27 protein-coding genes are annotated in these 21455 nt (G+C 73.4%); 25 read left to right on the top strand and 2 right to left on the bottom strand.

Features of this window, described 5'->3' with window-relative positions:
- Nucleotides 1-17 precede the first annotated feature (17 nt).
- Nucleotides 18-2360 carry a hypothetical protein gene (locus ACIO5D_RS33815; protein WP_400799837.1) on the top strand — a complete coding sequence of 781 codons (2343 nt, stop codon included), beginning with the start codon at nucleotides 18-20 and terminating at the stop codon, nucleotides 2358-2360.
- A 78-nt stretch (nucleotides 2361-2438) separates the two neighbouring features.
- The gene (locus ACIO5D_RS33810; RefSeq protein WP_400799835.1) at nucleotides 2439-2633 is read left to right on the top strand and encodes a hypothetical protein; all 195 of its coding nucleotides are present in this window, start codon (nucleotides 2439-2441) and stop codon (nucleotides 2631-2633) included.
- A gap of 3 nt (nucleotides 2634-2636) precedes the next feature.
- Here ACIO5D_RS33810 and ACIO5D_RS33805 read toward each other — a convergent pair whose 3' ends face one another.
- Nucleotides 2637-2822 (bottom strand): hypothetical protein, encoded by a 186-nt coding sequence (locus ACIO5D_RS33805; RefSeq protein ID WP_400799832.1) that lies wholly within the window; start codon nucleotides 2820-2822, stop codon nucleotides 2637-2639.
- Between the two features lie 139 nt (nucleotides 2823-2961).
- Between ACIO5D_RS33805 and ACIO5D_RS33800 the strand changes: the two genes are divergently transcribed.
- From ACIO5D_RS33800 to ACIO5D_RS33740, 13 genes are all read left to right on the top strand, one after another.
- Nucleotides 2962-3237 carry a hypothetical protein gene (locus ACIO5D_RS33800; RefSeq protein WP_400799829.1) on the top strand — a complete coding sequence of 92 codons (276 nt, stop codon included), beginning with the start codon at nucleotides 2962-2964 and terminating at the stop codon, nucleotides 3235-3237.
- Between the two features lie 5 nt (nucleotides 3238-3242).
- Nucleotides 3243-3395 carry a hypothetical protein gene (locus tag ACIO5D_RS33795; protein ID WP_400799827.1) on the top strand — a complete coding sequence of 51 codons (153 nt, stop codon included), beginning with the start codon at nucleotides 3243-3245 and terminating at the stop codon, nucleotides 3393-3395.
- A 147-nt stretch (nucleotides 3396-3542) separates the two neighbouring features.
- A complete protein-coding gene (locus ACIO5D_RS33790; RefSeq protein WP_400799825.1) occupies nucleotides 3543-4193 on the top strand; it encodes a hypothetical protein in 651 nt (216 codons plus the stop codon).
- A 128-nt stretch (nucleotides 4194-4321) separates the two neighbouring features.
- Nucleotides 4322-4948: a hypothetical protein gene (locus tag ACIO5D_RS33785; protein WP_400799822.1), complete on the top strand. Its 627-nt coding sequence runs from the start codon at nucleotides 4322-4324 to the stop codon at nucleotides 4946-4948.
- A gap of 60 nt (nucleotides 4949-5008) precedes the next feature.
- Complete coding sequence (dnaN, locus tag ACIO5D_RS33780; RefSeq protein WP_400799819.1) at nucleotides 5009-6199, top strand: DNA polymerase III subunit beta; 1191 nt, start codon at nucleotides 5009-5011, stop codon at nucleotides 6197-6199.
- A gap of 86 nt (nucleotides 6200-6285) precedes the next feature.
- Nucleotides 6286-6831: a hypothetical protein gene (locus ACIO5D_RS33775; RefSeq protein WP_400799817.1), complete on the top strand. Its 546-nt coding sequence runs from the start codon at nucleotides 6286-6288 to the stop codon at nucleotides 6829-6831.
- Nucleotides 6810-7385 (top strand): transcriptional regulator, encoded by a 576-nt coding sequence (locus tag ACIO5D_RS33770; protein WP_400799814.1) that lies wholly within the window; start codon nucleotides 6810-6812, stop codon nucleotides 7383-7385. Before ACIO5D_RS33775 ends, ACIO5D_RS33770 begins: the two co-directional genes overlap by 22 nt.
- Before the next feature lie 125 nt (nucleotides 7386-7510).
- Complete coding sequence (locus ACIO5D_RS33765) at nucleotides 7511-7966, top strand: NUDIX domain-containing protein (RefSeq protein WP_400799812.1); 456 nt, start codon at nucleotides 7511-7513, stop codon at nucleotides 7964-7966.
- 121 nt (nucleotides 7967-8087) lie between these two features.
- A complete protein-coding gene (locus tag ACIO5D_RS33760; RefSeq protein ID WP_400799809.1) occupies nucleotides 8088-8288 on the top strand; it encodes a hypothetical protein in 201 nt (66 codons plus the stop codon).
- 377 nt (nucleotides 8289-8665) lie between these two features.
- The gene (locus tag ACIO5D_RS33755) at nucleotides 8666-9208 is read left to right on the top strand and encodes a hypothetical protein (protein ID WP_400799806.1); all 543 of its coding nucleotides are present in this window, start codon (nucleotides 8666-8668) and stop codon (nucleotides 9206-9208) included.
- Between the two features lie 24 nt (nucleotides 9209-9232).
- Nucleotides 9233-9673, top strand: coding sequence for a hypothetical protein (locus ACIO5D_RS33750; protein WP_400799803.1), 441 nt, complete (start codon nucleotides 9233-9235; stop codon nucleotides 9671-9673).
- A gap of 221 nt (nucleotides 9674-9894) precedes the next feature.
- Nucleotides 9895-10824, top strand: a complete 930-nt coding sequence (locus tag ACIO5D_RS33745) for a ParA family protein (RefSeq protein ID WP_400799800.1) — start codon at nucleotides 9895-9897, stop codon at nucleotides 10822-10824.
- Nucleotides 10824-11834, top strand: coding sequence for a hypothetical protein (locus tag ACIO5D_RS33740; RefSeq protein WP_400799798.1), 1011 nt, complete (start codon nucleotides 10824-10826; stop codon nucleotides 11832-11834). The genes ACIO5D_RS33745 and ACIO5D_RS33740 overlap by 1 nt, the downstream gene beginning before the upstream one ends.
- Before the next feature lie 212 nt (nucleotides 11835-12046).
- On the opposite strand, the gene ACIO5D_RS33735 is transcribed toward ACIO5D_RS33740, so the two are convergent.
- On the bottom strand, nucleotides 12047-12643 hold the full coding sequence (locus tag ACIO5D_RS33735; RefSeq protein ID WP_400799795.1) for a hypothetical protein: 597 nt from the start codon (nucleotides 12641-12643) through the stop codon (nucleotides 12047-12049).
- A 251-nt stretch (nucleotides 12644-12894) separates the two neighbouring features.
- Between ACIO5D_RS33735 and ACIO5D_RS33730 the strand changes: the two genes are divergently transcribed.
- From ACIO5D_RS33730 to ACIO5D_RS33685, 10 genes are all read left to right on the top strand, one after another.
- Nucleotides 12895-13449 (top strand): ATP-binding protein, encoded by a 555-nt coding sequence (locus ACIO5D_RS33730; protein ID WP_400799793.1) that lies wholly within the window; start codon nucleotides 12895-12897, stop codon nucleotides 13447-13449.
- A gap of 257 nt (nucleotides 13450-13706) precedes the next feature.
- Entirely contained in the window at nucleotides 13707-14144 is a 438-nt protein-coding gene (locus ACIO5D_RS33725; protein WP_400799790.1) for a hypothetical protein, read from the top strand.
- Between the two features lie 69 nt (nucleotides 14145-14213).
- On the top strand, nucleotides 14214-15164 hold the full coding sequence (locus ACIO5D_RS33720; RefSeq protein ID WP_400799787.1) for an endonuclease domain-containing protein: 951 nt from the start codon (nucleotides 14214-14216) through the stop codon (nucleotides 15162-15164).
- Between the two features lie 109 nt (nucleotides 15165-15273).
- Nucleotides 15274-15924, top strand: coding sequence for a hypothetical protein (locus ACIO5D_RS33715; RefSeq protein WP_400799784.1), 651 nt, complete (start codon nucleotides 15274-15276; stop codon nucleotides 15922-15924).
- A gap of 13 nt (nucleotides 15925-15937) precedes the next feature.
- The gene (locus ACIO5D_RS33710) at nucleotides 15938-18367 is read left to right on the top strand and encodes a multiprotein-bridging factor 1 family protein (RefSeq protein ID WP_400799780.1); all 2430 of its coding nucleotides are present in this window, start codon (nucleotides 15938-15940) and stop codon (nucleotides 18365-18367) included.
- Nucleotides 18367-18918 carry a hypothetical protein gene (locus tag ACIO5D_RS33705; protein ID WP_400799777.1) on the top strand — a complete coding sequence of 184 codons (552 nt, stop codon included), beginning with the start codon at nucleotides 18367-18369 and terminating at the stop codon, nucleotides 18916-18918. The genes ACIO5D_RS33710 and ACIO5D_RS33705 overlap by 1 nt, the downstream gene beginning before the upstream one ends.
- Nucleotides 18919-19208: 290 nt before the next feature.
- A complete protein-coding gene (locus ACIO5D_RS33700) occupies nucleotides 19209-19466 on the top strand; it encodes a hypothetical protein (RefSeq protein ID WP_400799774.1) in 258 nt (85 codons plus the stop codon).
- A gap of 32 nt (nucleotides 19467-19498) precedes the next feature.
- Nucleotides 19499-19759, top strand: coding sequence for a hypothetical protein (locus tag ACIO5D_RS33695; protein ID WP_400799772.1), 261 nt, complete (start codon nucleotides 19499-19501; stop codon nucleotides 19757-19759).
- Between the two features lie 60 nt (nucleotides 19760-19819).
- On the top strand, nucleotides 19820-20206 hold the full coding sequence (locus ACIO5D_RS33690; RefSeq protein WP_400799769.1) for a hypothetical protein: 387 nt from the start codon (nucleotides 19820-19822) through the stop codon (nucleotides 20204-20206).
- An 86-nt stretch (nucleotides 20207-20292) separates the two neighbouring features.
- Nucleotides 20293-21318 carry a hypothetical protein gene (locus tag ACIO5D_RS33685; protein WP_400799766.1) on the top strand — a complete coding sequence of 342 codons (1026 nt, stop codon included), beginning with the start codon at nucleotides 20293-20295 and terminating at the stop codon, nucleotides 21316-21318.
- Nucleotides 21319-21455 lie beyond the last annotated feature (137 nt).

The following is a 21455-nucleotide window of genomic DNA, read 5'->3' as shown; positions in this document are numbered from 1 at the left end:
CGAAGGAGGCCGGCCCCGTGGCCACCGCCACCGCCCCGCAGACGACCCCAACCACCCTCACGACGGCGCGCACGGTGCCCGCCCGCGTCATCCGCCGCCGTGCCACCACCGAGCGCCTCGCCCACGCCACCGCCGCCGTCGCCACTGCCATCGGCCCCCAGCTCAACGACGGCCCCTGGTCCCACCTCGGCGCCTACGGAGCCCTCAGCGCCACCTGCTGGTGGCTCTACCGCAAAGCCACCCACAGCGACGAGTTCGGCCTCCTGCGCTCCTGCCAGCGCGCCCTGCCACTGCTCGGCTACGCCAGCCTCTACACCGGCGCTGTCGTCCAGTCCGGCTCGGCGTGGTGGGAGCTGGCCGGGCCCGCAGCCTGGGGCGCGCTCATGGCGCTCTGGGCACCCGTCACCCGCGCCGCCCACCTCGTCCCCGAAGCCCTGCCGCCCGCCCCTGCCCCGCAGCCCACCGTCCCGGCCCCGGCCGGGCCGCCGGTGCGGGTGTACGAGCCCGGCTACCCCGGCCTGCTCGCCCGCATGTGGGACACCGCCGCCCTGGCCCCCAGCACCCGGCTGACCGCCGCCGAGCAGTTCTCGCCGGACCGGCCGGACTTTAGGGCCGTCATCGTCGCGCAGCAGGGCAAGGTCGTCCCGAAGCTGGACGAGGCCCGCCTCGCCGGCACCTTCGACTTCCCGGCCGGCACCGTCACCCTCACCCCGATCACCGGCTCCGGGCCGGGCCGGATGCTGCTCACCGCCCGCCCCACCCTGAACCCCGAGCAGGAGCCGTGGACGTTCGAGCGGCTGTGGGCGGAGAAGGTCGCCGCCGACGGCGGCGCGGCCCCCGGCATGCACCTGGTCGACCACCGGCGCGAGCCCAACCGGATCGTCGTGCGCGTCGAGGCCGCCGAGGGCCGCCTGGTCGAGCTGACCCAGCGCCCGATCGCCCGCGCCATGGGCATCAAGGACCACGACCTGGTCGTCGTGGAGACCGACGGCCTGGGCGATGGCGTCGTCTCCTTCTACGAGGAGCACCCGCTGATCGACATCCGCTGCGCCACCGTCGAGGACCTGACGATGGACGAGGACGGGCGGATCCAGCTCGGGCTGCGCCACGACGGCCGCCCGGCCCGCCTGCCGCTGTACGACCCGGCACTGGGCGCGGTCACCGATCTTTTCGTCGGCGCGCCGGGCGCCGGCAAGTCGGTGACCCTCAACACGATCATCGCCGCCGAGCGGATCTCCGGTGTCGTGTCGATCGTCGCGGACGCGCAGGACGGCATGTCGCTGCCGGAGGCCAACGGCCGCGTCTACCACTTCGGCGCCGGGATCGCGGCGGTCGGCGCGACGCTGGCCGCCGCGTACGCGGTCGCCAAGTACCGGCAGAAGGTCAGCTCGGAGAACGGCTGGGGCGCGTTCGAGATCGGCAAGCCCTGGCCGCTGGTCAACCTCACCCTGGACGAGCTCAACCTGATCCTGTCCGCCGACGCCGACGTGCCCAAGGACTTCAAGACCTGGGTCGTCGGCAACATCTCCGCCTTCCAGTCCACGGGCCGCAAGATGGGCAAGGGCATCCGCTTCGCCGCGCAGTCCATCCACTTGGAGGACCTCGGCGACAAGGACAAGATCCGCGCCAACGCCAAGAACGGCACCGTCTCGCTGGGCCGCACCAACTCCAGCACCACGCAGCACATGGCCGCCGACGGCGTCCTGCCGCCCGGCATGCGGATCGAGCCGATCCCGCGCTACTTCCGCGCCGCCGACGCCATCGACGCCGCGTTCAAGGGCGAGGAGGCCAACCGCGGCCCGGTCACCGCCGGCGTCGCCTGGCTCATCCAGGGCGGCCAGCTCTACAAGGCCCGCACCTTCAAGGCGGTCAAGGAGGGCAAGACCTTCCCCGGCCTGATCGAGCTGTACGAGAGCGCCCCGATCCCGGTCCTCACCCCGGAAGAGGACCAGATCTTCCAAGCCGAGTACACCAAGGCCCTCGCCAAGGCCGAGCGGCTGCTGCGCGGCGAGGCCGACAGCGACGGCGAGGGCGGGGGCACGGTCTACACGCCCCCGCCGGCCACCACCCCCGCCCCGTTCTCCCCGGCCGCGGAGGACGGCGACCCGCTCGACCCGCTGGACGCGGTCTTCGCCGAGCAGAGTGAGCCGGAGCCCGCCACCATGCGCGACCACCTGCTCGACATCCTCACCGCGGCCGGCCAGCCGATGCAGGCCAGGGACATCCGTACGGCCATCGCCGCCCGCGGCCTGCCCACCAGCACCGTCGCCAACGAGCTCACCAAGCTCAAGGACAACAGTCTGGCTGCCAACGTCCGGCACGGCTGGTGGCAGATCCTCCCCCAGCCCGCGAAGAACTGACCACCCACCACCCACAACGCCAGCGGGGCCCGCCGAATACCGGCGGGCCCCGCTGCACATCCCGCGAGGAGAACCCCCGTGATCCTGTCCGTCTCCGGCGTCGTCCTGTCCGGCGTCGCCCTGTTCTTCCTGTACCGCAACGGCCGCACCACCCTGCTGACGGCCGTCGTCGCCGTCCTGTTCGGCTTCATGCTCGCCTCCACCGGCATGGCTCCCGCGATCCACTCGCTCCTCAACGGCGGCGCCCACGCCGCCAGCTCGGTACGCCCCTGACGGTCAGTCCGGGATCCACAGCGTCCCGTCGTCCAGCACCCAGGCGTCATAGATCCGGTTGCCGATGACCACGCCGGTCACCGTCACCACCACCGACTCGTCCGCGTCGAGCCACAGCACGCCGTCGTCATCGGTGAACGCGTCCCAGATCGTCCCCTCCGAGTCGATCACCGCGTCGAACTCGGTCACCCGCGGCCCCCAGAACCAGCCCACAGCACCCTCCCGTTCGTCCGCACCAGCCTGACGCACCACCAGGCACCACGGCAGTCATTCCCGCCGATCCACGCACCCGCACCCGGGCGCGACCGCCAGAGGAAAGAGGAACACCGTGTCCGACTCCAAGCTCCTGATCATCGGCCGCACCGGCTCCGGCAAGACCCACCGCCTCCAGCAGCTCATCGCCGCCCACACCGACGACCCGACCACCACCGCCTGGGCCATCACCCCCTACGACGAGCTGGACGGCGCCGACCGGCACACCCACCTCGACGGCGCCGAGCAGCTGCTCACCGACCTGCTCGCCGAGGTGGACAAGCGCTACGCCAGCGGCCACGAGCACACCCCGAGCTGCTGGGCAAGAGCGCCCTGTTCGGCCACCTGCTGACGCGTGTGGCCGTCATCGGCCGCAATGCCGGCGTCGACATCGTCCTCACGGCCTCCACCACCCACCTGGACAACTGGCCCGTCGGCCTGCGCCAGCACTTCGACCGGCCCGGGCGCACCGAGATCCTCCCCGACCGCCGCCACTACGACGAGGCCTGAGCACAGCCCCTGCAGCCCGTCTCCCGACCTCTCCCGGGGCCGCCGGACCAGCCCGCCACCGGGCCGGTCCGGCGGCCCCAGAAGGCGCCCGGCGCCGCGCACCGCCCCGCTTCCCCGCCCGCACACCCCCCGAAGGAGCAGCCCGCCGTGGACGTCACCCGGAACACCCCGACCACCACCCAGGACGCGGCCGAGCCGCAGATCACCCTCCTGGCCACCGGCTACAACCCGGCCGTCCTCAACGGCCAGATCCTCGCCGTCCCGCTGCACCCCGACGCCGCCGCCGACACCGAGTACATCCCCGCGCTGATCGACGGCCAGGTCGCCGCCGTCCCCGTCTACAACCCGTTCGCCGCGGCCGCCGCCGCGCAGCCGCAGCCGGCCCCCGTCACACCGGCACCGGTCCCGGTCGTCGACCCCGGCCTGCCGCTCGCGGTGCGCCAGGGCGTCCTGCTCGGCTGCGCCGGGGCGCTCGCGGTCGGCGGCCTGACCTGGATGGTCGGCGCCGGGATCGGCGAGGTCGGCCCCTACGCGCACGAGATCGGCACGATCCTCATGTGGGCCGCGATCACCATCGCCGCCGTGTTCGTCGGCCTGTGCGCGCTCCTCGGCAAGTTCCGCTCCGTCACCAAGACCGCGGCCGGCACCGGGACGAGCGGGAGCGCGACGGCCACCGGCGACGGCGCCAGCGCGACCGGCACCGTCCTGGCCCTTGTCCACCGGCCCCAGCACCACACCACCACCATCGGCAAGCAGACCGCCTGGGGACGCGGCGGCATCACCAACAACAACGGCTGACCGGCCGCCCGGTCTCGCCCCCGGCCCGCACACCGCCCGCCCCGCCGAACACCGGCCGGGCGGGCGGGCCGCTTTCCGGGGACGGGGCCGGCCGACCGGCCGACACCGCGATCCGACTGGAGGACGCCGTGAGCATCACCGTCACCGTCAACGCCGACCCGGCCAGCCCCGAGGAGATGGGCGCCGCCGCGGTCACCGCCATCACCGAGACCCTCAAGGCCGCCGCCAAGTGCCGCCCGCAGATCGACCGCTACGCGCCCTGGCGGATCACCGGCACCCCCTACAGCGCCGCCCGGCTCAGCGTCGGCGACCTCGCCGCCCGCATCGCCGAGGTGCCCGAGCAACTGCCCGTCCTCTTCTACGTCCCGGACTTCGACTGCCGCGACGTCGCACCGCTGCGCTCCACCACCTGGGACGGCGCCCTGGTCCTGCGGAGCACCCCGGCCGAGCCCGACCCCGCCGCCCTGCTGCTCGACCTCGACCTGCCCGCCCCCGCCGACACCACCGTGCCGGGCACCCCGGCCCCCGCCGACCGCCGGGCGCAGCCGGGGGTGCTCACCGTCGGCGACCTCGCCCAGGTGCTGGCCGACCTGCCCGACCACGCCCCGGTGATGGCCCTGGTGCCCGGCTGGAACGGCACCGACGAGCTCGTCGTGGACAGCGCCGACGACTACGGCACCTGCCTGGTGCTGGACACCGGCTACCCCTCCTGCGACCCCTTCGGCCCCGACGACCTCGAGGACGCCGACGCCTGACCGCCGTGCCCCACGGCCCGATCCGACCTCACACCACCCCCGCCCCCGAAAGGCACCACCGTGAAGCTGCGCCTGCCCGTCTCCGCCCTCGCCGACGCCGTCTCCTACACCGCCAAGGCCCTCCCCTCCCGCGCGCCCGTCCCGGTCATGCTCGGCATGCTCCTGGCCACCAGTGACGGGGGCCTGCGCCTGTCGGCCGCCGACGGCGAGGTCTACACCTCGGCCACCGTCTCCGCCGAGATCGCCGACGACGGCACCGCGCTGGTCCCCGGCCGGCTCCTGAACGACATCTGCTCCCGCCTGCCCAAGGCCGCCGACGTGGACCTGGAACTCGTCGACAAGGGAGCCCGCCTGGTCGTCGGCTGTGGCGCGGCCCGCTTCACCCTCCCGGTGCTCCCCGTCGACGAGTACCCCGCGGCGATCGCCCTGCCGGACGCCGTCGCCACCGTGCAGGCCGACGTCCTCGCCGAGGCCGTCGCCCAGGTCGCCGTCGCCGCCAGCACCGACACCGCCCTGCCCGCGCTGACCGGCATCAAGGTGCGCCTGGAGGGCGAGCTGCTCCACCTGGACGCCACCGACCGCTACCGCATGGCCCACAAGGAACTGACCGTCCGCCCGACCGGCACCCTCCCGGCGCCCGCGAAGCGCGGCAAGAAGAAGGACAGCGAGTCCGAGACGGCGGCGCTGGTGCCCGCCAAGAGCCTCGCCGAGGCCGCGAAGGCCCTGGAGGGCGAGCACACCCTCACCCTCCACTGGTCCGAGGGCCTGCTCGGGCTGTCCATCCCGGGCGGGCGCACCTACATGACCCGCCTGCTGGACGGCTACGAGTTCCCGAAGATGGGCGGCTTCTTCGACGGCGAGTGGCCGATGACCATCGCCGTCCCGGTCTCCGAGGCGGTCGCAGCGCTCCAGCGCGTCGCCCTGGTCGCCACCCGCAACACCCCCGTGCGCCTGGTCGTCGAGCCCGGCGGCGAGCAGCTGCGCATCGAGGCCGGCTCCGGCGACGACGCGCAGGCCAGCGACCGCATCCCCGTCCACACCGCCGGCGCGGACAACGACGGCACCTGCGACGGCCTGGTCCTCGCCTTCAACCCGCAGTTCCTCGCCGACGGCCTCAAAGCGCTCGGAACGAGCGAGGCCGAGCTGCACGTCCGCCACCCGCACAAGCCCGCGTACCTGGCCGGCCGCCTCGGCGACGGCAACGACGCCACCTACCAGCACCTGGTCATGCCCGTGCGCCTGTCCGGCTGACCCAGCATCACCCGGGCCCGCCCCGCACCGCCGGGGCGGGCCCGGCACCAACCCCAGGACACCGATCCGAACAGGAGCAGCACCCCGTGAACCAGCACACCGAGCCCACCGTCCCCCAGGAGCAGCCGAGCGTCAGCGTCCGAGAGTCGGCCCGGCGCCGGGTCCGCACCCTGACTGCCCCCGGCGGCTGGCTCGACCGGCGCCGCCGCGAGCTGGCGGCCGGTCTGGACGACTTCTCCGGCGCCGCCGCCTACAAGCACACCCGGGAACAGGCCCTGTCCCTTGCCCACCGGGTCGCCGAGTACGAGGCCATCAACCACCAGGTCCTGCTCGGGGTCATCGCCGACCCCCTCGGCCACGCCATCCGTACCCGGCAGTACACGATCACCTGCCCGCGCTGCCAGACACCCGGCGCCGAGGAGTACGGCGAACCGGCCCAGAACAGCGACGACTACGCGGACTGCGCCCGCTGCCGCTCCTGCGGTCTCGAATGGGCCCTCGACCCCGGAGCCGACACCTCCTGCACCACCTGCGGCGGCAGCGGCATCCCCGGCGCCGGACCCATCGGCCGGCGCACCCCGGACGGCTGGGAACCCGCCTCGAACTGCGAGTGCCACGAGTCCGGGCGCTGACCCTGCCCACCACTGCGCCCCGCCCGCCGAGCCGCCCCCGGCCCGGCGGGCGGGGCGCCACCTGCCTGCCCAAGAGAGGGAACATCCTGCTCGCCGCCACGTTCGCAGTCGTCTTCATCACCCTCTACACCGGCCACCAGGTCGGCGATCACTGGGTCCAGAGTTCGTGCCAGTCGGCCCGCAAGGGGATGTCCGGCCGGGCCGGCCGCTGGGCCTGCACCAAGCACGTCAGCACCCTCACCCTGACCAAAGCCCTGCTGCTCCTCCCGGCCGCCCTGGTCCTCGACCTCCACCTCACCGCGACCGGCCTGCTGCTCGGTCTGGCCGTCGATGCCGGAACCCACTGGTGGGCCGACAGGCGGACCACCCTGGCCTGGCTGGCGAAGGTGACGGGGAAGAGCGAGTTCTACGGCCTGGGCGCGGACGTCGTCGACACTTCCACCCCCGAGGACGGCATCACCGGCCGACACCTGGGCCGAGGCAGTTACGCGTTGGACCAGAGTTTCCACGTCCTGTGGCTCTTCGTCGCGGCCCTCATCATCGCTGCCGTCTGACCGGGCACTGACGCTGCCCCCCACCGCCCCGGCGCCCCGGCCACCCAGGCCGGGGCGCCGGGGGTCGTGGTGAGCGGCGCGGCCGCCCGGCCGAACCCACCACACACCCACTCAGGAGAGTTGAGATGGCCGAAGAAGCCGTCGAGTCCATCCGCTACACCGCCGACGTGGTCGCCACCACGCCGGACGGCCGTGTCTTGCTGATCGAGCGGGGCTGGCCGCCCTTCGAGGGCGCCTGGGCGCTGCCCGGCGGCCACGTGGACACCGGGGAGACGAGCCGCCAGGCGGCCGCCCGGGAGCTGGAGGAGGAGACCGGCGTGCGCGTGCCCGCCGCGGAACTGCTCCAGCTCGGCGCCTGGGACACCCCCGGCCGCGACCCACGCGGCCGGTACGTCACCGTCGCCTACCTCGCCGTCGTCCCGAACGACACCCCGGTCAGCGCCGGGGACGACGCCCGCACCGCCCGCTGGTGGCGCTGGACCGAGCTCCCGGAGCAGCTGGCGTTCGACCACTCCAGCATCCTCGCCACGGCGCTGCGCGGAGAGTCGGCCAACACCGACCCCGCCGGCACCGCGGCCTGACCGGGCACTGACGCTGTCCACCACCGCGCCCCGCTCGCCGGCCACCCAGGCCCGGCGAGCGGGGCGCCGTGGTGAGCGGCGCGGCCGCCCGGCCGAACCCCGCTCCCCTCGGAGGTACCTGATGACCGAGCAGACGACCCGCGCCCGCCTGCTGAGCACCGCCCTCGACACCGCCGACAACATCGCCATCGCCGCCGCGGCCGCCGCCGCCGGCCTCACCACCTACCGCACCCTCACCGGCCGCCCGGCCGAGACCCGCTTCACTCTCGCCGCGGCCGCCGCCGGTCTCGCCGCCGGCCTCGCCGACCAGGCCACCACCTAGCTCCGCCGCCCGCTGCGCAACCGCCTCGGCGTCCCCGCCTACGGCTACGCCCCCGCCGCCGCAGCGCCCGCCCCAGTCCCGTCCAGGGAGCAGCTCGCCGCGGAGGTCGCCGCCGACGCCGCACACCGTGCGGCTACCGGAGCCCACGGCCTGGACCGCAGCGGCGGCAGCCTGACCGAGGCCGCCAACTGGGCCGGCGGAGAACGGGACTGCTTCAACTGCGGCCAGCCGGCCACCGGCGAGCACCCCAACATCACCGCTGCCCTCCAGCTACTCCTGCGCCGCCCCGCCACCCGCCACGCCTGACCACCCGCCAAACCACCGATCCGGTCCGCACCCCAGCGGGCCGGACCGACCCGCCGAAGGAGACCACGGAGATGACGACCGACCGCCCCGCCCTGGTCCCGGCCACCCGCCGCGGGCTGTTCACCGCCGACGCCGACGACCGGCTGCGCCCCGGCACCCCGGACCGGCCCTGGGAGCTGTGGCTCACCGACCCGAACGTCCTCGTGCCGAAGCCCGACCTCGCCACCGCGCTGATGGCCGCCGCCGAACACAACGCCATCGCCGCCGACTGTGCCGCGCTCCAGCCCGTCAACCACGCCGTGGTCCTCCACCACGGCTACGTCTGGACCCGCACGGCCGCAGCCAGGTCGACCGCCGGCATCGCCGTCCCGTCCCTGTGCTGGACCGCCAAGTGCAGCGTCTGCGGCGACCTGGTCGAGGACGAGTACATCCCCCACCACGCCAGCCCCGAGGACGCCGCCAACGACGCCGTCGGCCGCGAGTGGCACGAGCTCCCCGACGGACGGCTGGTCTGCGACAGCGCCGACGACGCCCACGACGACGCCCGCGCCCAGGCGCTCCCCCAGGACGACACCCCCGAGCAGCCGGACGAGAACCAGCTCCCCCTCCTGTAGCTCGCTCACCTGATGGAGGACCACATGCACCGACCCGTCATCGCACCCACTCCCGACAGCCCCGCCAGCCAGGCCGTGGGCCTGGACCTGGACGGCACCCTCGCCCAAGACCACGGATGGCAGGGAGGCCGAATCGGCCTGCCCCAGCCCGGCGCCATGGACGCGCTGCGCCTCCTCGCGCGCCACCGCGCGGTGTTCGTCTACACCGCCAGGCCGAGGCCCTGGCTGCCCGAGGTCGCCGACTGGATCACCTGGTACTCCGGCATCGCGGCGTTCGTCGACCCGTCCCCGGACCGGGCGTACTGGACCACCCGCGGGCCGGTGCTCGTGACCAGCACCAAGCTCGGCGCGGCCTGCTACATCGACGACCGCGCCGTCCATCACGCGGGCGACTGGGACGACACCCTCGCGGCCGTCGCCCGAGCGATCGGCCTGGACCGTGCTGGAGCTCTCATTCCGGCCTGATCCCCGTCATTGAAGAGCCCGCCGCCTTCGGCATCGATGCCGAAGGCGGCGGGCTCTTTGCGTTTCCGGGCCGCGGTCGAACGATCCGGGACCAATTGGTCCCGGATCGTTCGACCGAAAATCGAACATCGGAGGAGCTGTGCCCGCTGCCGGGTTCCCTTCCGGTGGGTTTCGGTGCCCGGATGGGGTCAGCTGCGGCAGGCGGGATAACGTTCAGGGCTATGACAGCAACACTCGCGCAGACGGTGCCGGTGCCCCGTCTCTCGGACGACCTGGCCTTCCTGGACATCACCACCGGGTGGGACACCGAGACTCCGTTCCAGGCGTGGCGGGCCTCGATCGTGGTCCCGGCCGCGTTCCGGCCGGCCTTCGCCCCTGCACGGGTCATTGTGGTCGCAAACCAGAAGGGCGGGGTAGGCAAGACCGTCACCTCGCTGGAGCTCGCGCTGGCCTATGTCGCGGCGGGCTTCCGGGTCCGTCTGATCGATGCGGACCCGCAGAAGGCGGCGCTGACCGTCTGGCTCAAGGAGATCTGCTACCCGGCAGACCTGCCCGTCGCTGAGCGGCGCTCGCTGACGGATGTCTTCTTCGACCGGTGCACGCTCAAGGACGCCACCTACCCGACGATCTACAAGGGCCTGTTCTTCGTGCCCTCCGGCCCGGACCTCGGTACTGTCGACACCGAGCGCCCGCCGGGCGCCGACACCTGCCTCCAGCACCACCTGCGCAAGCCCGACCCCGACATCGACATCGACATCATCGACTCGGGCCCCAACCTCGGCACCCTTACCGTCGCCGCCCTCGCCGCAGCCCACGACGTCCTGATCGCCATCCAGGACGGCGGCCTGGAACTCCACGGCGCGAACTCGCTTGCTGCGACCATCAAGCGCGTGCAGGTCCGGCTCAACGAGGAGCTCTCCGTCCGCGGCATCTTCTTCACGGACTTCGAGAAGACCACCCTTTCGCGCACCATCGGCGCGCAAATGACCAAGGCATTCCCGAACGCCATCATCGTGCCCGTCCGCGAGTCGGTGCGCGTCGGCGAAGCGTCGTTGGCCCGCAAGCCCCTACGGTTCTACGCCCCCGGCGTCAACCCGATCCTCGACTACGACCGGGCCGCCGGAATCCTCATCACCAGGAAGGCCGGCTGATGGCGGTCAACGCGGACGACATCGACGACATCTTCAACGACGAGGACCAGGTCGACGACGTCGGCGACCGCACCCAGGACATCCTCGACCGCAAGGAGGTCGCCCGGCCGGTCGACGTCCTGGAGGAGGTGCGCAAGCTCAGCGCGTCGCTGCCCGCCCTGGATCAGGTGTCGGAGGTCGCCGAGGAAGACCAGTCCGACCTGACCGAGGATGAGATCGCGCAGCGCGACCAGACCGAGAAGGTCATTCTGACAGCCAACGCCGTCGGCAAGGCCGCAGTGTGGGTCATCGGCCAGGGCATCGCCGCCGCAGCCCGGGGGCGCTGGCACCGCAAGACCCACGCGAGCCTGGAGGCGTACGTCCAGGACCTGGTGCCGGACGTCGTTCCCCGCCAGGCCCGGCGCTGGGTGACCGGCGCTCCTGTGGCGCTGGCCATCACCGAACGCGTGGGCGTCGTACCGGCCGAGTCGCAGGTTCGCGGAATCGCCAGCCTCCCCAAGGACCGCGCGGTGGCCATCTACGGCGCCACCCACAGCGCCGCCCAGACCGCCGGAGTCCGCCACACCGCGAAGCACGTCGACGACCTGCGCGACCGAGTCGCCCTCGCCGGCCTGCCCGAGGACCCGGACGAGGCCGCCATCACCCTGGAGCAGATGGCGAAGGAACTCTTCACCGGACCAATTGGTCCCGGAACGTTCGAGAATTCGAACGAAGCAGGTGGCGAACCGCAGGCGCCGACCCCTGCCGGTGAAAGCCCCACCAGCACAGCACCTGACGACATCCAGGACGCCGAAGTAGTCGACACCCCGCACCTCGACGCACTGGCCGAGGCACTCGTGAGCCTCAAGGCCGCCCGCAAGCGCATCAAGCGTGCGACCTTCGAAGGCGCCATCGGCGAGGGCGACCACCCCCGCTACCGGCAACTGGTCGAGGACATGCGCGAGCTGGCGAGCGAACTCAACCGCGGGACCCGGCGCGCTCCCCTCCCCTCCGCCGACGTGCCGGCCTGAGCTACGCCCCGACCGGCACGTCGCACCTGCTGCCCGGGCCCACCTTCCAGTCGCGAGACGGGCCGGACCAGCCGGAGCGAGGGTCGGCCTCGGAGCACCTGCCGGCACGGGAAGCAGCGTCCCACTCGCAAGGAGAGTCCGGCCGAGGCGGTGGTAGTGGGCTCGGGCATGCCTCGCACTGCCATGATGCTGCGCGGCGGCGGTGTACGAGGTCAGCGGACGTGGTTGATGAAGGTCCGGGATCCGTCGTGGAAGTCGATCGTGGCGCCGTGGCCGACCGCCGGCGCGGTGGGCAGGCCGGAGTAGATCTCGATTGCGGCGATCTCGCCCGGGCCGGCGCCTCCATCGGGGCGGGTTTGGTGCCGAGGACCGGGGTGGTTTCGGGCTCGGACCATTTCTCGCCGGGGGCGCCGACGCCGATCACCTGCCACAGCGAGGTTCGTCCGCCGGCCTCGCCGGCCCGGCCGGGCAGCGGGCGGCGCCGCTGCGCCGAGCACGGCGCCGATGTCCACCACGAACCTGCGGCGCTTCACCCCACCATGGTGCCCGCCCGGCCGGTGCGTGCTGCGCCGCTCAACGGGCATCTGGAAGCCGAGCTCCTCCAACGGCACACCAAGCAGCGCCTCCAGCACCTCCTGCTGGCCCGGGTGCGGCAGCGGCGGGTCGGGCGCCTCCCAGCGGCGCAGCTGACGCACGCTCACCGCTGCCTGGACGCCGAGCTGGGCGGCCAGCGCGGCGAACGCGACGACGAAGGTCTCCTGGGTGTAGCCGGCCGCCCTGCGCAACCCGGCCAGCGCGCTGACGCCCACTGTCCGCTCCCCTCGATCTGACGAGTCCTCACACCCTGGCACCACCGGGCGGGCCGCCGGGCCGAAATGGCCGGTGAAACGTCCGGTCGAGTGGCCCCACAGCCACGGCCGCGGGCGGTGAACTGTAACTGCGCCCGGGGAGCGGAGCCGCTGGGACGGTCCTGCTCCCCGGGCCGCCGGCCGCCGCCGGTCACCCCCGACCCGGCGGCGGCCCACCCGCCCGAACTGCCGTCACCACCCCGGGAGCCCCGATGCCGCAGCACGGGCCGCTGTACCGCCTGACCCTCACCGCGACCGCCGCCGACCCGCACCAGCGCGTCGCCTGCGTCGGCCCCGCCCGCAAGGTGGTCCGCTCCGTCGCCACCGGCTGGGGCCTGGACGGCACCGTGCTGGACGACCTGGTCGCCGTCGCCTCCGAACTGCTCGCCAACGCCGCCCGTCACGCGGGCCCGGCCCGGCTGACCGCGCTGCTGCGCCTGGACGCGGCCGGTGACCGGGTGCGGTTCGAGGTCGAGGACCAGGGCGCCGCCCTTCCCCGGATCGTGGCCGGCCTCGGCGACGACCAGGCCGTCACCGGCCGCGGCCTGCTGATGGTCGAGGCCCTGGCCGAACGGTGGGGGAGCGACCCGACCGGCACCGGCAAGGTCGTCTGGGCCGAGCTCGCCCTGCCAGCCCCGCTGGACACGCCCGCCATCGCCGCGCAGGCCCGCCAGGCCACCGCCCGCAGCGACTACATGCGGGCCGCATCCATGGGCACCGCCCCCCGCCGCATCCCTCTCGTGCCCACAGCCCGCCGCGCTCGTTGAACCCGCCGAGCGCCCCCACCAGGGCGCGCGGCTGCGCCTGCTCCACACCGCCCGGCACGAACACCCCCACGGTCCGGGCGCCGCGCGGTGAAGCCCTCGGGCGGCCGGGCCCGTACACAGCCCGGCCGCCCGACTCTGCAGCCACCGGCTCTGATGCCTGCTTGTCTGACTTGTTTGCGGGGCGGCGCGTTGCTGGCGCTGGCCAGCGGCCGGCGTGGCTTCCTGGCAGATGACATCCCCGTCGACAAGCTGGAGCCTTGGTGCGTGCACCCGCCTTCCGCATCGCCTGCTGCCTGTGCGGCAAGCCCATCCCTCTGAGCCAGGACATTTACGAACTGGACGCGGAATGGCAGCGCCGGTACCCGAAGATGCGGGGCAACCTCGCCGACGACAACTGCGCGCTGCGCACGAACACATGGGTTTGCGTGCAGCGCGGCGGCGGCTACCTAGAGGGGCACATTCCGGCCCGGATCAGCGGTCAGGACATCGACTCCTGGAGTCACGTCCGCAACGGCACGCACAAGACCATGGTCATCAGGAACCCACGCTCCGGGCTGCTCCAAGGGGCGGAGGAGTACCTGCGGCACACAGCTCAGCGCAAGGGCGTGGACCCAGGGGTAGCCGAGCAACTGGGCGCCGCGCTGAAGCAGTGGGACTCCGAGTGCCGTCGGCAGCCGGGGATGGTCAGGGTGTGAGCCCCCGCTGCTGACCGGGCGGCCGAACGGTGGGCGGGTTGTCGGCCGTGCCTGCGACCGTGGCGACGGATGGGCAAGTCCCCGTTGCTGGAGGTGGGCATGGACTACCGGCGGATGTCGGCAGAGGCGAAGGCGGCGTTCCTGGCGGAGCGGCCGCGCTGTGAGTTGTGCACCAGGCCGTCGGTGCAGGTCGATCACGATCACGTCTCCTACGAGGTGCGCGGCGCGCTGTGCCGGCGGTGCAACTCCCGGCTCGGATCGCTGGAGGCGGCGCTGCGCCTGCCTGCGGGACTGTTCCAGAGCCTGGCGGGGGATCTGCACCGGGCACTGTGGCGCAGCGGGACCGTGGAGCTGGAGCCGTACGCCGGGGACTTCGCCTACCTCGGGCTGACGGTCGAGGAGTACGCCAGTCGGCTGCGCGCGGTGCAGGAACAACTGGTGCTGCCGTACGTGTACTGGGCGCCGGTAACGGAGGAGCCGACGATCCGGACGAGGGCGTGGACGAAGATCGGGCCGCTGTGCGACGACCTGGAGGCCGAGCGGCACCGGGCCAGGCTGGTGGCCGGGCCCTCGCCGCGCTGGGTCTGGGTGACGCGCGAGCCCGACGACGGGGTCAACAGCCCCGCCCCCCGCACCCTGGTCGTGGCGGCCGACTCCACCGAGGGGGCCCGGGAGCTCCACCAGCAGCTGCGCGGCCCCATCGACATGAGCCGCCACGAGGCCAGGGACCGCGACTTCGCCGACCTGGCGGTGCCGGTACTGCTGAGCCGGCCCCTGACGACGGAGCAGTTCCGCGCTGCGCACTGGAGTGACCGAGAGCAGTTGCCGGCAACGGACCAAGAGCTGAGGGAGCTTCTGCTGCGCCACGGCTACATGGCCGGCTGGCTTGACCTGGCGGTGCAGATCGCGCTGGAGGACCTCGCCGGTAATCTGCCGGACGCGCGGTGGGCGGTGCCGAGTCGGGCCCGACACCACTGGCTGGAGCTGTTCGCGCGCTGGCGCGACCGGCGAGGCCAGTGACAGCACCAACAAGGGGCGCGCGGCAGATGCCGCGCGCCCTTTTCCTCTTTGACTCCAAGAGTGGACGGGTGTAGCATTTGGTTATGTCCTACTGTTTGGGGGTTGTCTCGTGAGGATCAGCATCGGTGGCGAGCGGGTCGAGGTGCACGACGACCTCGCCCGGGCGCTGCTCGCGGCCCTGCGCGACGAGCAGCCGGTGAAGCCGCCGCAGGCCTCCACCTTCGATGACCTGACCGCTCTGGTGGACTGCATCAGCCGGGTCACCCAGCGCCTGACCGTGGTCAAGGAGCTGGCGATGTCCCGCGCGGACGCCACCGGCAGCTACTCCAACCGCCGCGCCCTCGGCATGGCCGCCGGCATGGCGCCCTCGCAGCTGGGCCGGGTGCTGGAGGGTCACGGGCTGCCGCGCGACCGCCGCGCCGGCGGCGTGGACCTGGCCGTGGCGTTCCGCACCACCGACGACGGCGAGCTGCACCTGGCCGCCGAGCCGGACGTGGCCGGCCTGCCCTCGTTCACCCTGCCCTCGTTCACCCTGCCCGCCGACCCTGCGTCGGAGAAGGCAGAGTCCGTCGAGTTTGCCGGCCGGGAGCTCACCTTCTACTACCGCCCGCAGGTCCCGATCGCGGTCGCCGGCCTCGGGCGTACCGCCGGCTACACCCTGCGCCCCGAGCAGGGCCCGATCGCCTGCGTCACCGAGCCGGTCTTCGACGCCCTGTTCGGCGATCCGCGGCTCGACCCGACCCGACCCAACGGACGCTGAGGAGAAGCAACTGATGTCCGACGAGCTCTTCGACTCGGTCGACGCCCTCCTCTCGGGCGTGCGCACTGGCCTGCCGGTCCCGGCGGAGCGGCAGCGGCTGCGCCTGGCGGCCGGGCTGACGGTCACGCAGATCGCGGTCGCGCTGCGGGTGGACTCGGCTCTGGTGCGGGGCTGGGAGGACGGCACCGCCGTCCCGGGCCCGGACATCACCCCGGCCTACGCCCGCCTCCTGGACGGCCTCGCCGCGCGCTTCCCAGCCCCAGAGCAGCCCGCCGCGGCCCCGGCCCCCCAGGCCGCGCCGCAGGCCTCCGTCGCTCCGGCGCCGGTGCTCGACCAGAACCCGGACGGCTCGCTGGCGATGTTCGAGGCGCAGCTGTGCGTGCAGTGCGGCCAGCCCTCCGTCTACCGGGCCCAGGGCCGCCCAATGCATCTCGGCGGCTTCTGCCGCCCCGCCGCTGCGCCGGTCCCGGAGGCCGCCGCGCCCGCTGCCCCGACCGTCCAGGCCGAGCAGTCGGCCCCCGCTCCGGCGCCCGCTGCTGCTCCCGTCCCGGCCGCCGCCCCGCCCCGGCCGGTGTCCCCGGCTCCGGGGGCCGGGGGAGAGCAGCGTCCGGGCGGCTCCCGTACCCCGGCCCGCACCGCTGCGGCGCGTGCAGCCGCTTCCGCTGCTCCGGCGGCGGCGAAGTGGTGGCCGATGGTCGCGCTGGACGTCGCCGAGGACGGCACCTGGGCGCTGGACATCCCGGGCTTCCCGGCTCCGGCCGGGATGAAGCTGGGCGACTGGTTCGCGTGGCTGGGCACCGGCCTGCCGCTGCGCATCGAGCGGGCCCACCCCTCGGGTCGCGGTGGCGACGGCACGGTGTGCCTGACCACCGGCGCGCTCAAGCAGCTCGGCCTGCCCGCCGTCCTGCCCGGCACGGAGAAGGCGTTGGCCTCGCTCCAGGCGAAGCTGGCGAAGGCCGCCGCCACGGTCGGGATGGAGGTCTCCGAGCACGTCGGGCCGACCTTCCACGCCTTCCGGCGCGCGGGTTCGGCCGGCGGGCAGAAGACGTCGGTGCGGGTCGTCGTCGCTCCGTGGCTCGGGCAGGGCGACGCCCGGCAGCAGGCCACCAGCGCCCTCGCCCTGCCGCTGGCCACCGCGTCCGAAGGCGCCGTCGACGGGGCGACGTTCGCCCGCCGCTTCCGGGCCTTCACCACCGACCTCGGCGTCGCCCCCGGCGCGACCACCGCCACCACCGGGATGGCCCTGCTGGAGGCGGTGCGTCCGCGCGTGGAGTGGGTGAAGGACCCGGCGACGGGGGAGTGGTCCTCGCACCTGCGCGAGGGGGCCCTGCCCTCGGGGGACCTGTGTGTGCCGCCGGCCGCCGGTGCCCGCCACCCGCTCACCCGCCGGCTGCTCGCCGCCGGAGAGGCGGTGTGCGAGGAGGAGGACTACAAGTGGTGGGCCCGCGAGCTCACCGCCGAGGAGTCTGTTCGCCCGTGGGCGGTCGCGGTCGACGTCTGCGCCTCCTACCTCTCGGTCACCGACTCCCTGCGCCTGCCCGCCGGCCCGCTGGAGCTGGTGACCAACCCGGACTGGAACGGCGGCAAAACCGCCGGCCTGTGGTGGTGCGACTTCACCACCACGGCGGTCGACGAGCTGCTGCCGCACCCGGCCACCTTCCACGGCCGCCAGCCGACCGGGCCCGGCTGGTACGCCACCCCGACCGTCGCCTACATGGCCACCGCCTACGGCTTCGACCCTGCGACCATCACGCAGGCGTACCTGTCCACCCACACCGTCCCGCTGCTCAAGGAGTGGACCGGGCACGTGCGGGCCGGCTACAAGCGCGCCTACGCCGACCTCGGCCTGACCGACGGCCAGAGCCCGACCGAGTTCCTCGCCGCCTACGCCGTCCACAAGGACACCGGCACCGACCCGGCCCGCAACGACGCCCTGGTCCTGGCCGGCCTGTACAAGAACATCTACAAGGGCGGCATCGGCAAGTGGTCTGCCTCCGCGCGCCACCTCGACGACCAGGCATGGCTGGAGAAGGTCGCCACCTCCTGGTCCTACCGCCCCGAGATCCGCTTCCACATCATCGCCGCCGCCCGCATCGCCGCCCACCGCCGCCTGCGCAAGACCCTCCAGCTCACCGGCCGGGCCCCGTTCGCGGTCAACGTGGACAGCTACCTGTACGCCGCCGACCAGCCGTCCCCGCTGGAGTTCCTGCCGGTCAAGGACGACGGCACCCCGGTCCCCGGCGCGCTGCGCCTGGGCATCGCGCCGGGCAGCCACAAGCACGAGGCCTCGATCCCGCTGGAAGCGGCCCTCGAGGTGATGGGCCGCCGTGAGCACCCCTCCCGGCTGGTCCACGACTACACCACCGACGGCACCGCCATCGACCAGGACCAGGCCGCCGCCGAAGGCGACGGCGCCGAGACCGACGAGGAAGGCGGCAACTGATGGCCGGCAGGCTCCGGGGCGTGTTCGAGCAGGTGCGGGCGGCGCTGTTCCCCTCGCGCCAGGCTCCCGTGCAGTCCACCACCCAGGCCGGGCACGTGCGCGAGCGCAAGTACGGCGGCAGCACCAAGGCGATGGCCGCCTCCTACGGTGTCGCCCCGCGCACCGTGCTGCGCTGGATCGACGGAACCCGGCATCCCAAAGGGGCGGACGCCGAGCGGCTGCAGCGCGAAGCGCTCGATGTACAGACCACCGAACGCGGCCGCGAGCGCAAGGCCAAGCAGCTCCAGACGCTCGGCACGTACTCCGGCATCACCGCCCGGGTCGGGCGCACCCGCACCTTCGAGATCCGCGGCTCGGACGCGATCCGGGCCCGCGACGTCCACCTCAGCCTCACCGGTGAGCAGGCCGCCGCCCTGGCTCGCGCCGAGGACGAGGACGAGGTGCGCGAGGTGATCGGCGAAGCCCTCGCCGACTACTTCAACGGTGGCGCCTACATCGGCTTCACCGCAGACGACTTCGAGTACGACCCCGACGACTTCGACCTCAACTGACCGCCGGCCTCCGATCCGCCCAACTCGCCTACATGTGAGGTGAGTTAACGGAAGGCGATCACGGGCCGGTGGCCGCGCCCCGCACCGGGAGCAGCGCGGCCACCGGCCCGGACGCGACCGGCCAGAGACGGCCATGACGGGCGAGAATCTGGGGAATCCGGCCTCGGCGGCAGAGCAGGACGAAATTCCGAACCGCATTCCCGGAGACCCGGGCACGGGTTTACACCCAAATTTCCCGGAAGCATTCGACCGCGAAAGCCACCAGAATTCCAAGGACGGGACAAGGCCTGATGACGAACGATGACCACCAGGACGGCCACGGCCACGGTGACGCCGACCAGGAGCTGGCGGACCTCGAGGCGGCGTGGGCGCTGACGCCGGCGCGGTGGCGCTGCGCCCACTGCGGCGACCGGATCACCGGGGAGGGCATCACCTGGGTCGGCCCGATCCCGGAGCCGGGTCAGGACCGTGATGCCGGGCCGCGCTTCCACATCGACCGCGACGCCTGCCGCATCGCCGGCGGCCAGCCGCCGATGGCCACCCGGTAGCGGCATCAACCATCCAGTTCGAAGGAGGGACAGTGACCGCCCAGCACACGTACAAACCGCTGACCGTGAACTGGTGCGCGGACTGGTACTGCGGCGACTGCGGCAGCACGGGCGAGGCCTGGTTCGAGGACGCCACCATCGTGGAAGCCGACCACGACTGTGATGAAGGCGAGGGGGGCGAGATCGGCTGGGAGGGCCGTGCCGAGTGCGGGGAGTGCGGCTGGGTGCTCGACACCGACTTCGCGGACGGCGACTACGTCGAGGCCGACCACGACTGCACCACCGACCAGTAGCACACACATCGTGCAAGGCGGCCGGCTCAACGGCCGCCCCGCCGGAAGGGAACAGCCCCGATGACCCGCTTCCTGCCGATGCTCGGCGACCGCCGCGCCGACCCGCTCGACCATCTCGCCTACGACGCCCTGGCCCAACGGGCCGGCGACGCCTTCGAGATCGCCCTTCACTACCAGGGCGCCTGCACCCGCGAGGCCCGCCAGGAGGCACTCCACAACGCTCTCGCCGCCGCTGCGCCCGGGTTGGTGGCCGCAGCGCTCGTTCGGCTGGCCGACGATCCCGAACTCGGCCTCACCATCGAGCAGCGCGAGTATCTGACCAACCTCGCCACCGGCCTCGACCTGGACACGGTGGAAGACCTGTTCGGCGCCAACGGCGCCGGCGCCGAGGACTCACGACCCGGCTCATCCGTTACCTCGCCTCCGGCCCCGCCCCGGGAGCCGTAGAACCTGACCGCCCGTCCGGCCGTCACCGCCCGGTGGCGGCCGCCGTTGAACCGCACGAACAGCCGAGAAGGGGAGGCACCACCACCATGCCGGACTCCGTGAAGCCGGTCCCGAACACCACCGGCCCCGACCCCGCCGCACCCGGGCGGTTGGAGCTGTCCGCCTCCCGGAGCCGGCCCGCGCCCGCGGACCGGGACCTGGGCCGCCCGGTTCTGGACTCGCCGCTGGTGCGCGGCGCGATCTGGCTGCGGTGGTCCGGCGACGAGGGCATCCGCACCCTGCACCACGGCGCGGGCCTCGCCCGCGGCTGGACCGAGCGCGATGTCGACGGCCTGGACGGCTGGGTGGCCCTGGTCGAGGGCCGGATCGTCCTTAGCGCCGGCCCGGACGGCCAACCGCAGCCCGTCGTACACGCCGAGGCATGGGAGGCCGGAGCGACCCTGCACGCCGCCCTCGCCCAGCACCCCATCCCTCCCGACCACGCCCACGCCCACGACGAGGGCGAGGACGAGGACGAGCACGACGACCAGGAGCACGGCCTGCTCGGCGACGTCCGCGGCCGGGTCCGCCGCCGGGCGGCCGGGATGACCCTGGAGAACATCGAGCAGGCCCTGCACAGGGCCCGGGACGACGAGCGCGCCGCCGACCGGCACGCCGACGCCGAGGACGAGACCGCCTTCGCCACCGCGGCCAACGCCCTGGCCGAGTGGCAGCGCGTCCACGACCACACCGCCCAGGCCGGCGCCGAGCGCTACGACCCCGACCACGACATCGTTCTCCAGCAGGCGCTGCGCGCCGAACGCCACCGCCAGGACATCGCCGCCTGCGCCCGCGAGGCCGCCTACCAGGCCCGCCAGAACACTGATGCCGCCCACCGCGGCCTCGCGGGCACCGCCGCCCAGCCCCTCTACACCGCCCTGGAGCGCGCCGGCCTCCACTCCCTGACCGACGACGACCACCAGGCCGTCCGCGACCTCACCCGCCATCTCGACCCCGCCACACTGCGCCAGGTCATGAACTGGCTGGAGCGCACCCGGATCGCGGCCCTCGCCCTGCGGGGCGCCGATCAGGCCCCGCCCGCCCGGCCCGTCGTGCGGCGCAGCCGGTTCTGACAAGCCACGAGGCGCCGGCCCCCCCCACGTGGGCGGCGCCACGCAGCGGTGCGTGCCGGCGGTACCCGCTCCCGGAGAGGTGCTTGTCCCACACCCCCGGCCCGACCCACAACGAAAACAACCCCCGCCCCCACTAG

This window comes from Kitasatospora sp. NPDC087315, from assembly GCF_044744345.1.
Lineage (GTDB): Bacteria > Actinomycetota > Actinomycetes > Streptomycetales > Streptomycetaceae > Kitasatospora.
Note: the sequence above shows the minus strand (reverse complement) of the source record. Positions and strands in the feature narration are given on the sequence as shown.

Bases quoted from the DNA above. Each gene is read 5' to 3' on its own strand.
- ACIO5D_RS33700 (WP_400799774.1), top strand. From the start codon at position 19,209: ATGACGAACGATGACCACCAGGACGGCCACGGCCACGGTGACGCCGAC.
- ACIO5D_RS33750 (WP_400799803.1), top strand. From the start codon at position 9,233: ATGCACCGACCCGTCATCGCACCCACTCCCGACAGCCCCGCCAGCCAG.
- ACIO5D_RS33685 (WP_400799766.1), top strand. From the start codon at position 20,293: ATGCCGGACTCCGTGAAGCCGGTCCCGAACACCACCGGCCCCGACCCC.
- ACIO5D_RS33710 (WP_400799780.1), top strand. From the start codon at position 15,938: ATGTCCGACGAGCTCTTCGACTCGGTCGACGCCCTCCTCTCGGGCGTG.
- ACIO5D_RS33705 (WP_400799777.1), top strand. From the start codon at position 18,367: ATGGCCGGCAGGCTCCGGGGCGTGTTCGAGCAGGTGCGGGCGGCGCTG.
- ACIO5D_RS33755 (WP_400799806.1), top strand. From the start codon at position 8,666: ATGACGACCGACCGCCCCGCCCTGGTCCCGGCCACCCGCCGCGGGCTG.
- ACIO5D_RS33690 (WP_400799769.1), top strand. From the start codon at position 19,820: ATGACCCGCTTCCTGCCGATGCTCGGCGACCGCCGCGCCGACCCGCTC.
- ACIO5D_RS33745 (WP_400799800.1), top strand. From the start codon at position 9,895: ATGACAGCAACACTCGCGCAGACGGTGCCGGTGCCCCGTCTCTCGGAC.
- ACIO5D_RS33760 (WP_400799809.1), top strand. From the start codon at position 8,088: ATGACCGAGCAGACGACCCGCGCCCGCCTGCTGAGCACCGCCCTCGAC.
- ACIO5D_RS33740 (WP_400799798.1), top strand. From the start codon at position 10,824: ATGGCGGTCAACGCGGACGACATCGACGACATCTTCAACGACGAGGAC.
- ACIO5D_RS33720 (WP_400799787.1), top strand. From the start codon at position 14,214: ATGGGCAAGTCCCCGTTGCTGGAGGTGGGCATGGACTACCGGCGGATG.
- ACIO5D_RS33730 (WP_400799793.1), top strand. From the start codon at position 12,895: ATGCCGCAGCACGGGCCGCTGTACCGCCTGACCCTCACCGCGACCGCC.
- ACIO5D_RS33765 (WP_400799812.1), top strand. From the start codon at position 7,511: ATGGCCGAAGAAGCCGTCGAGTCCATCCGCTACACCGCCGACGTGGTC.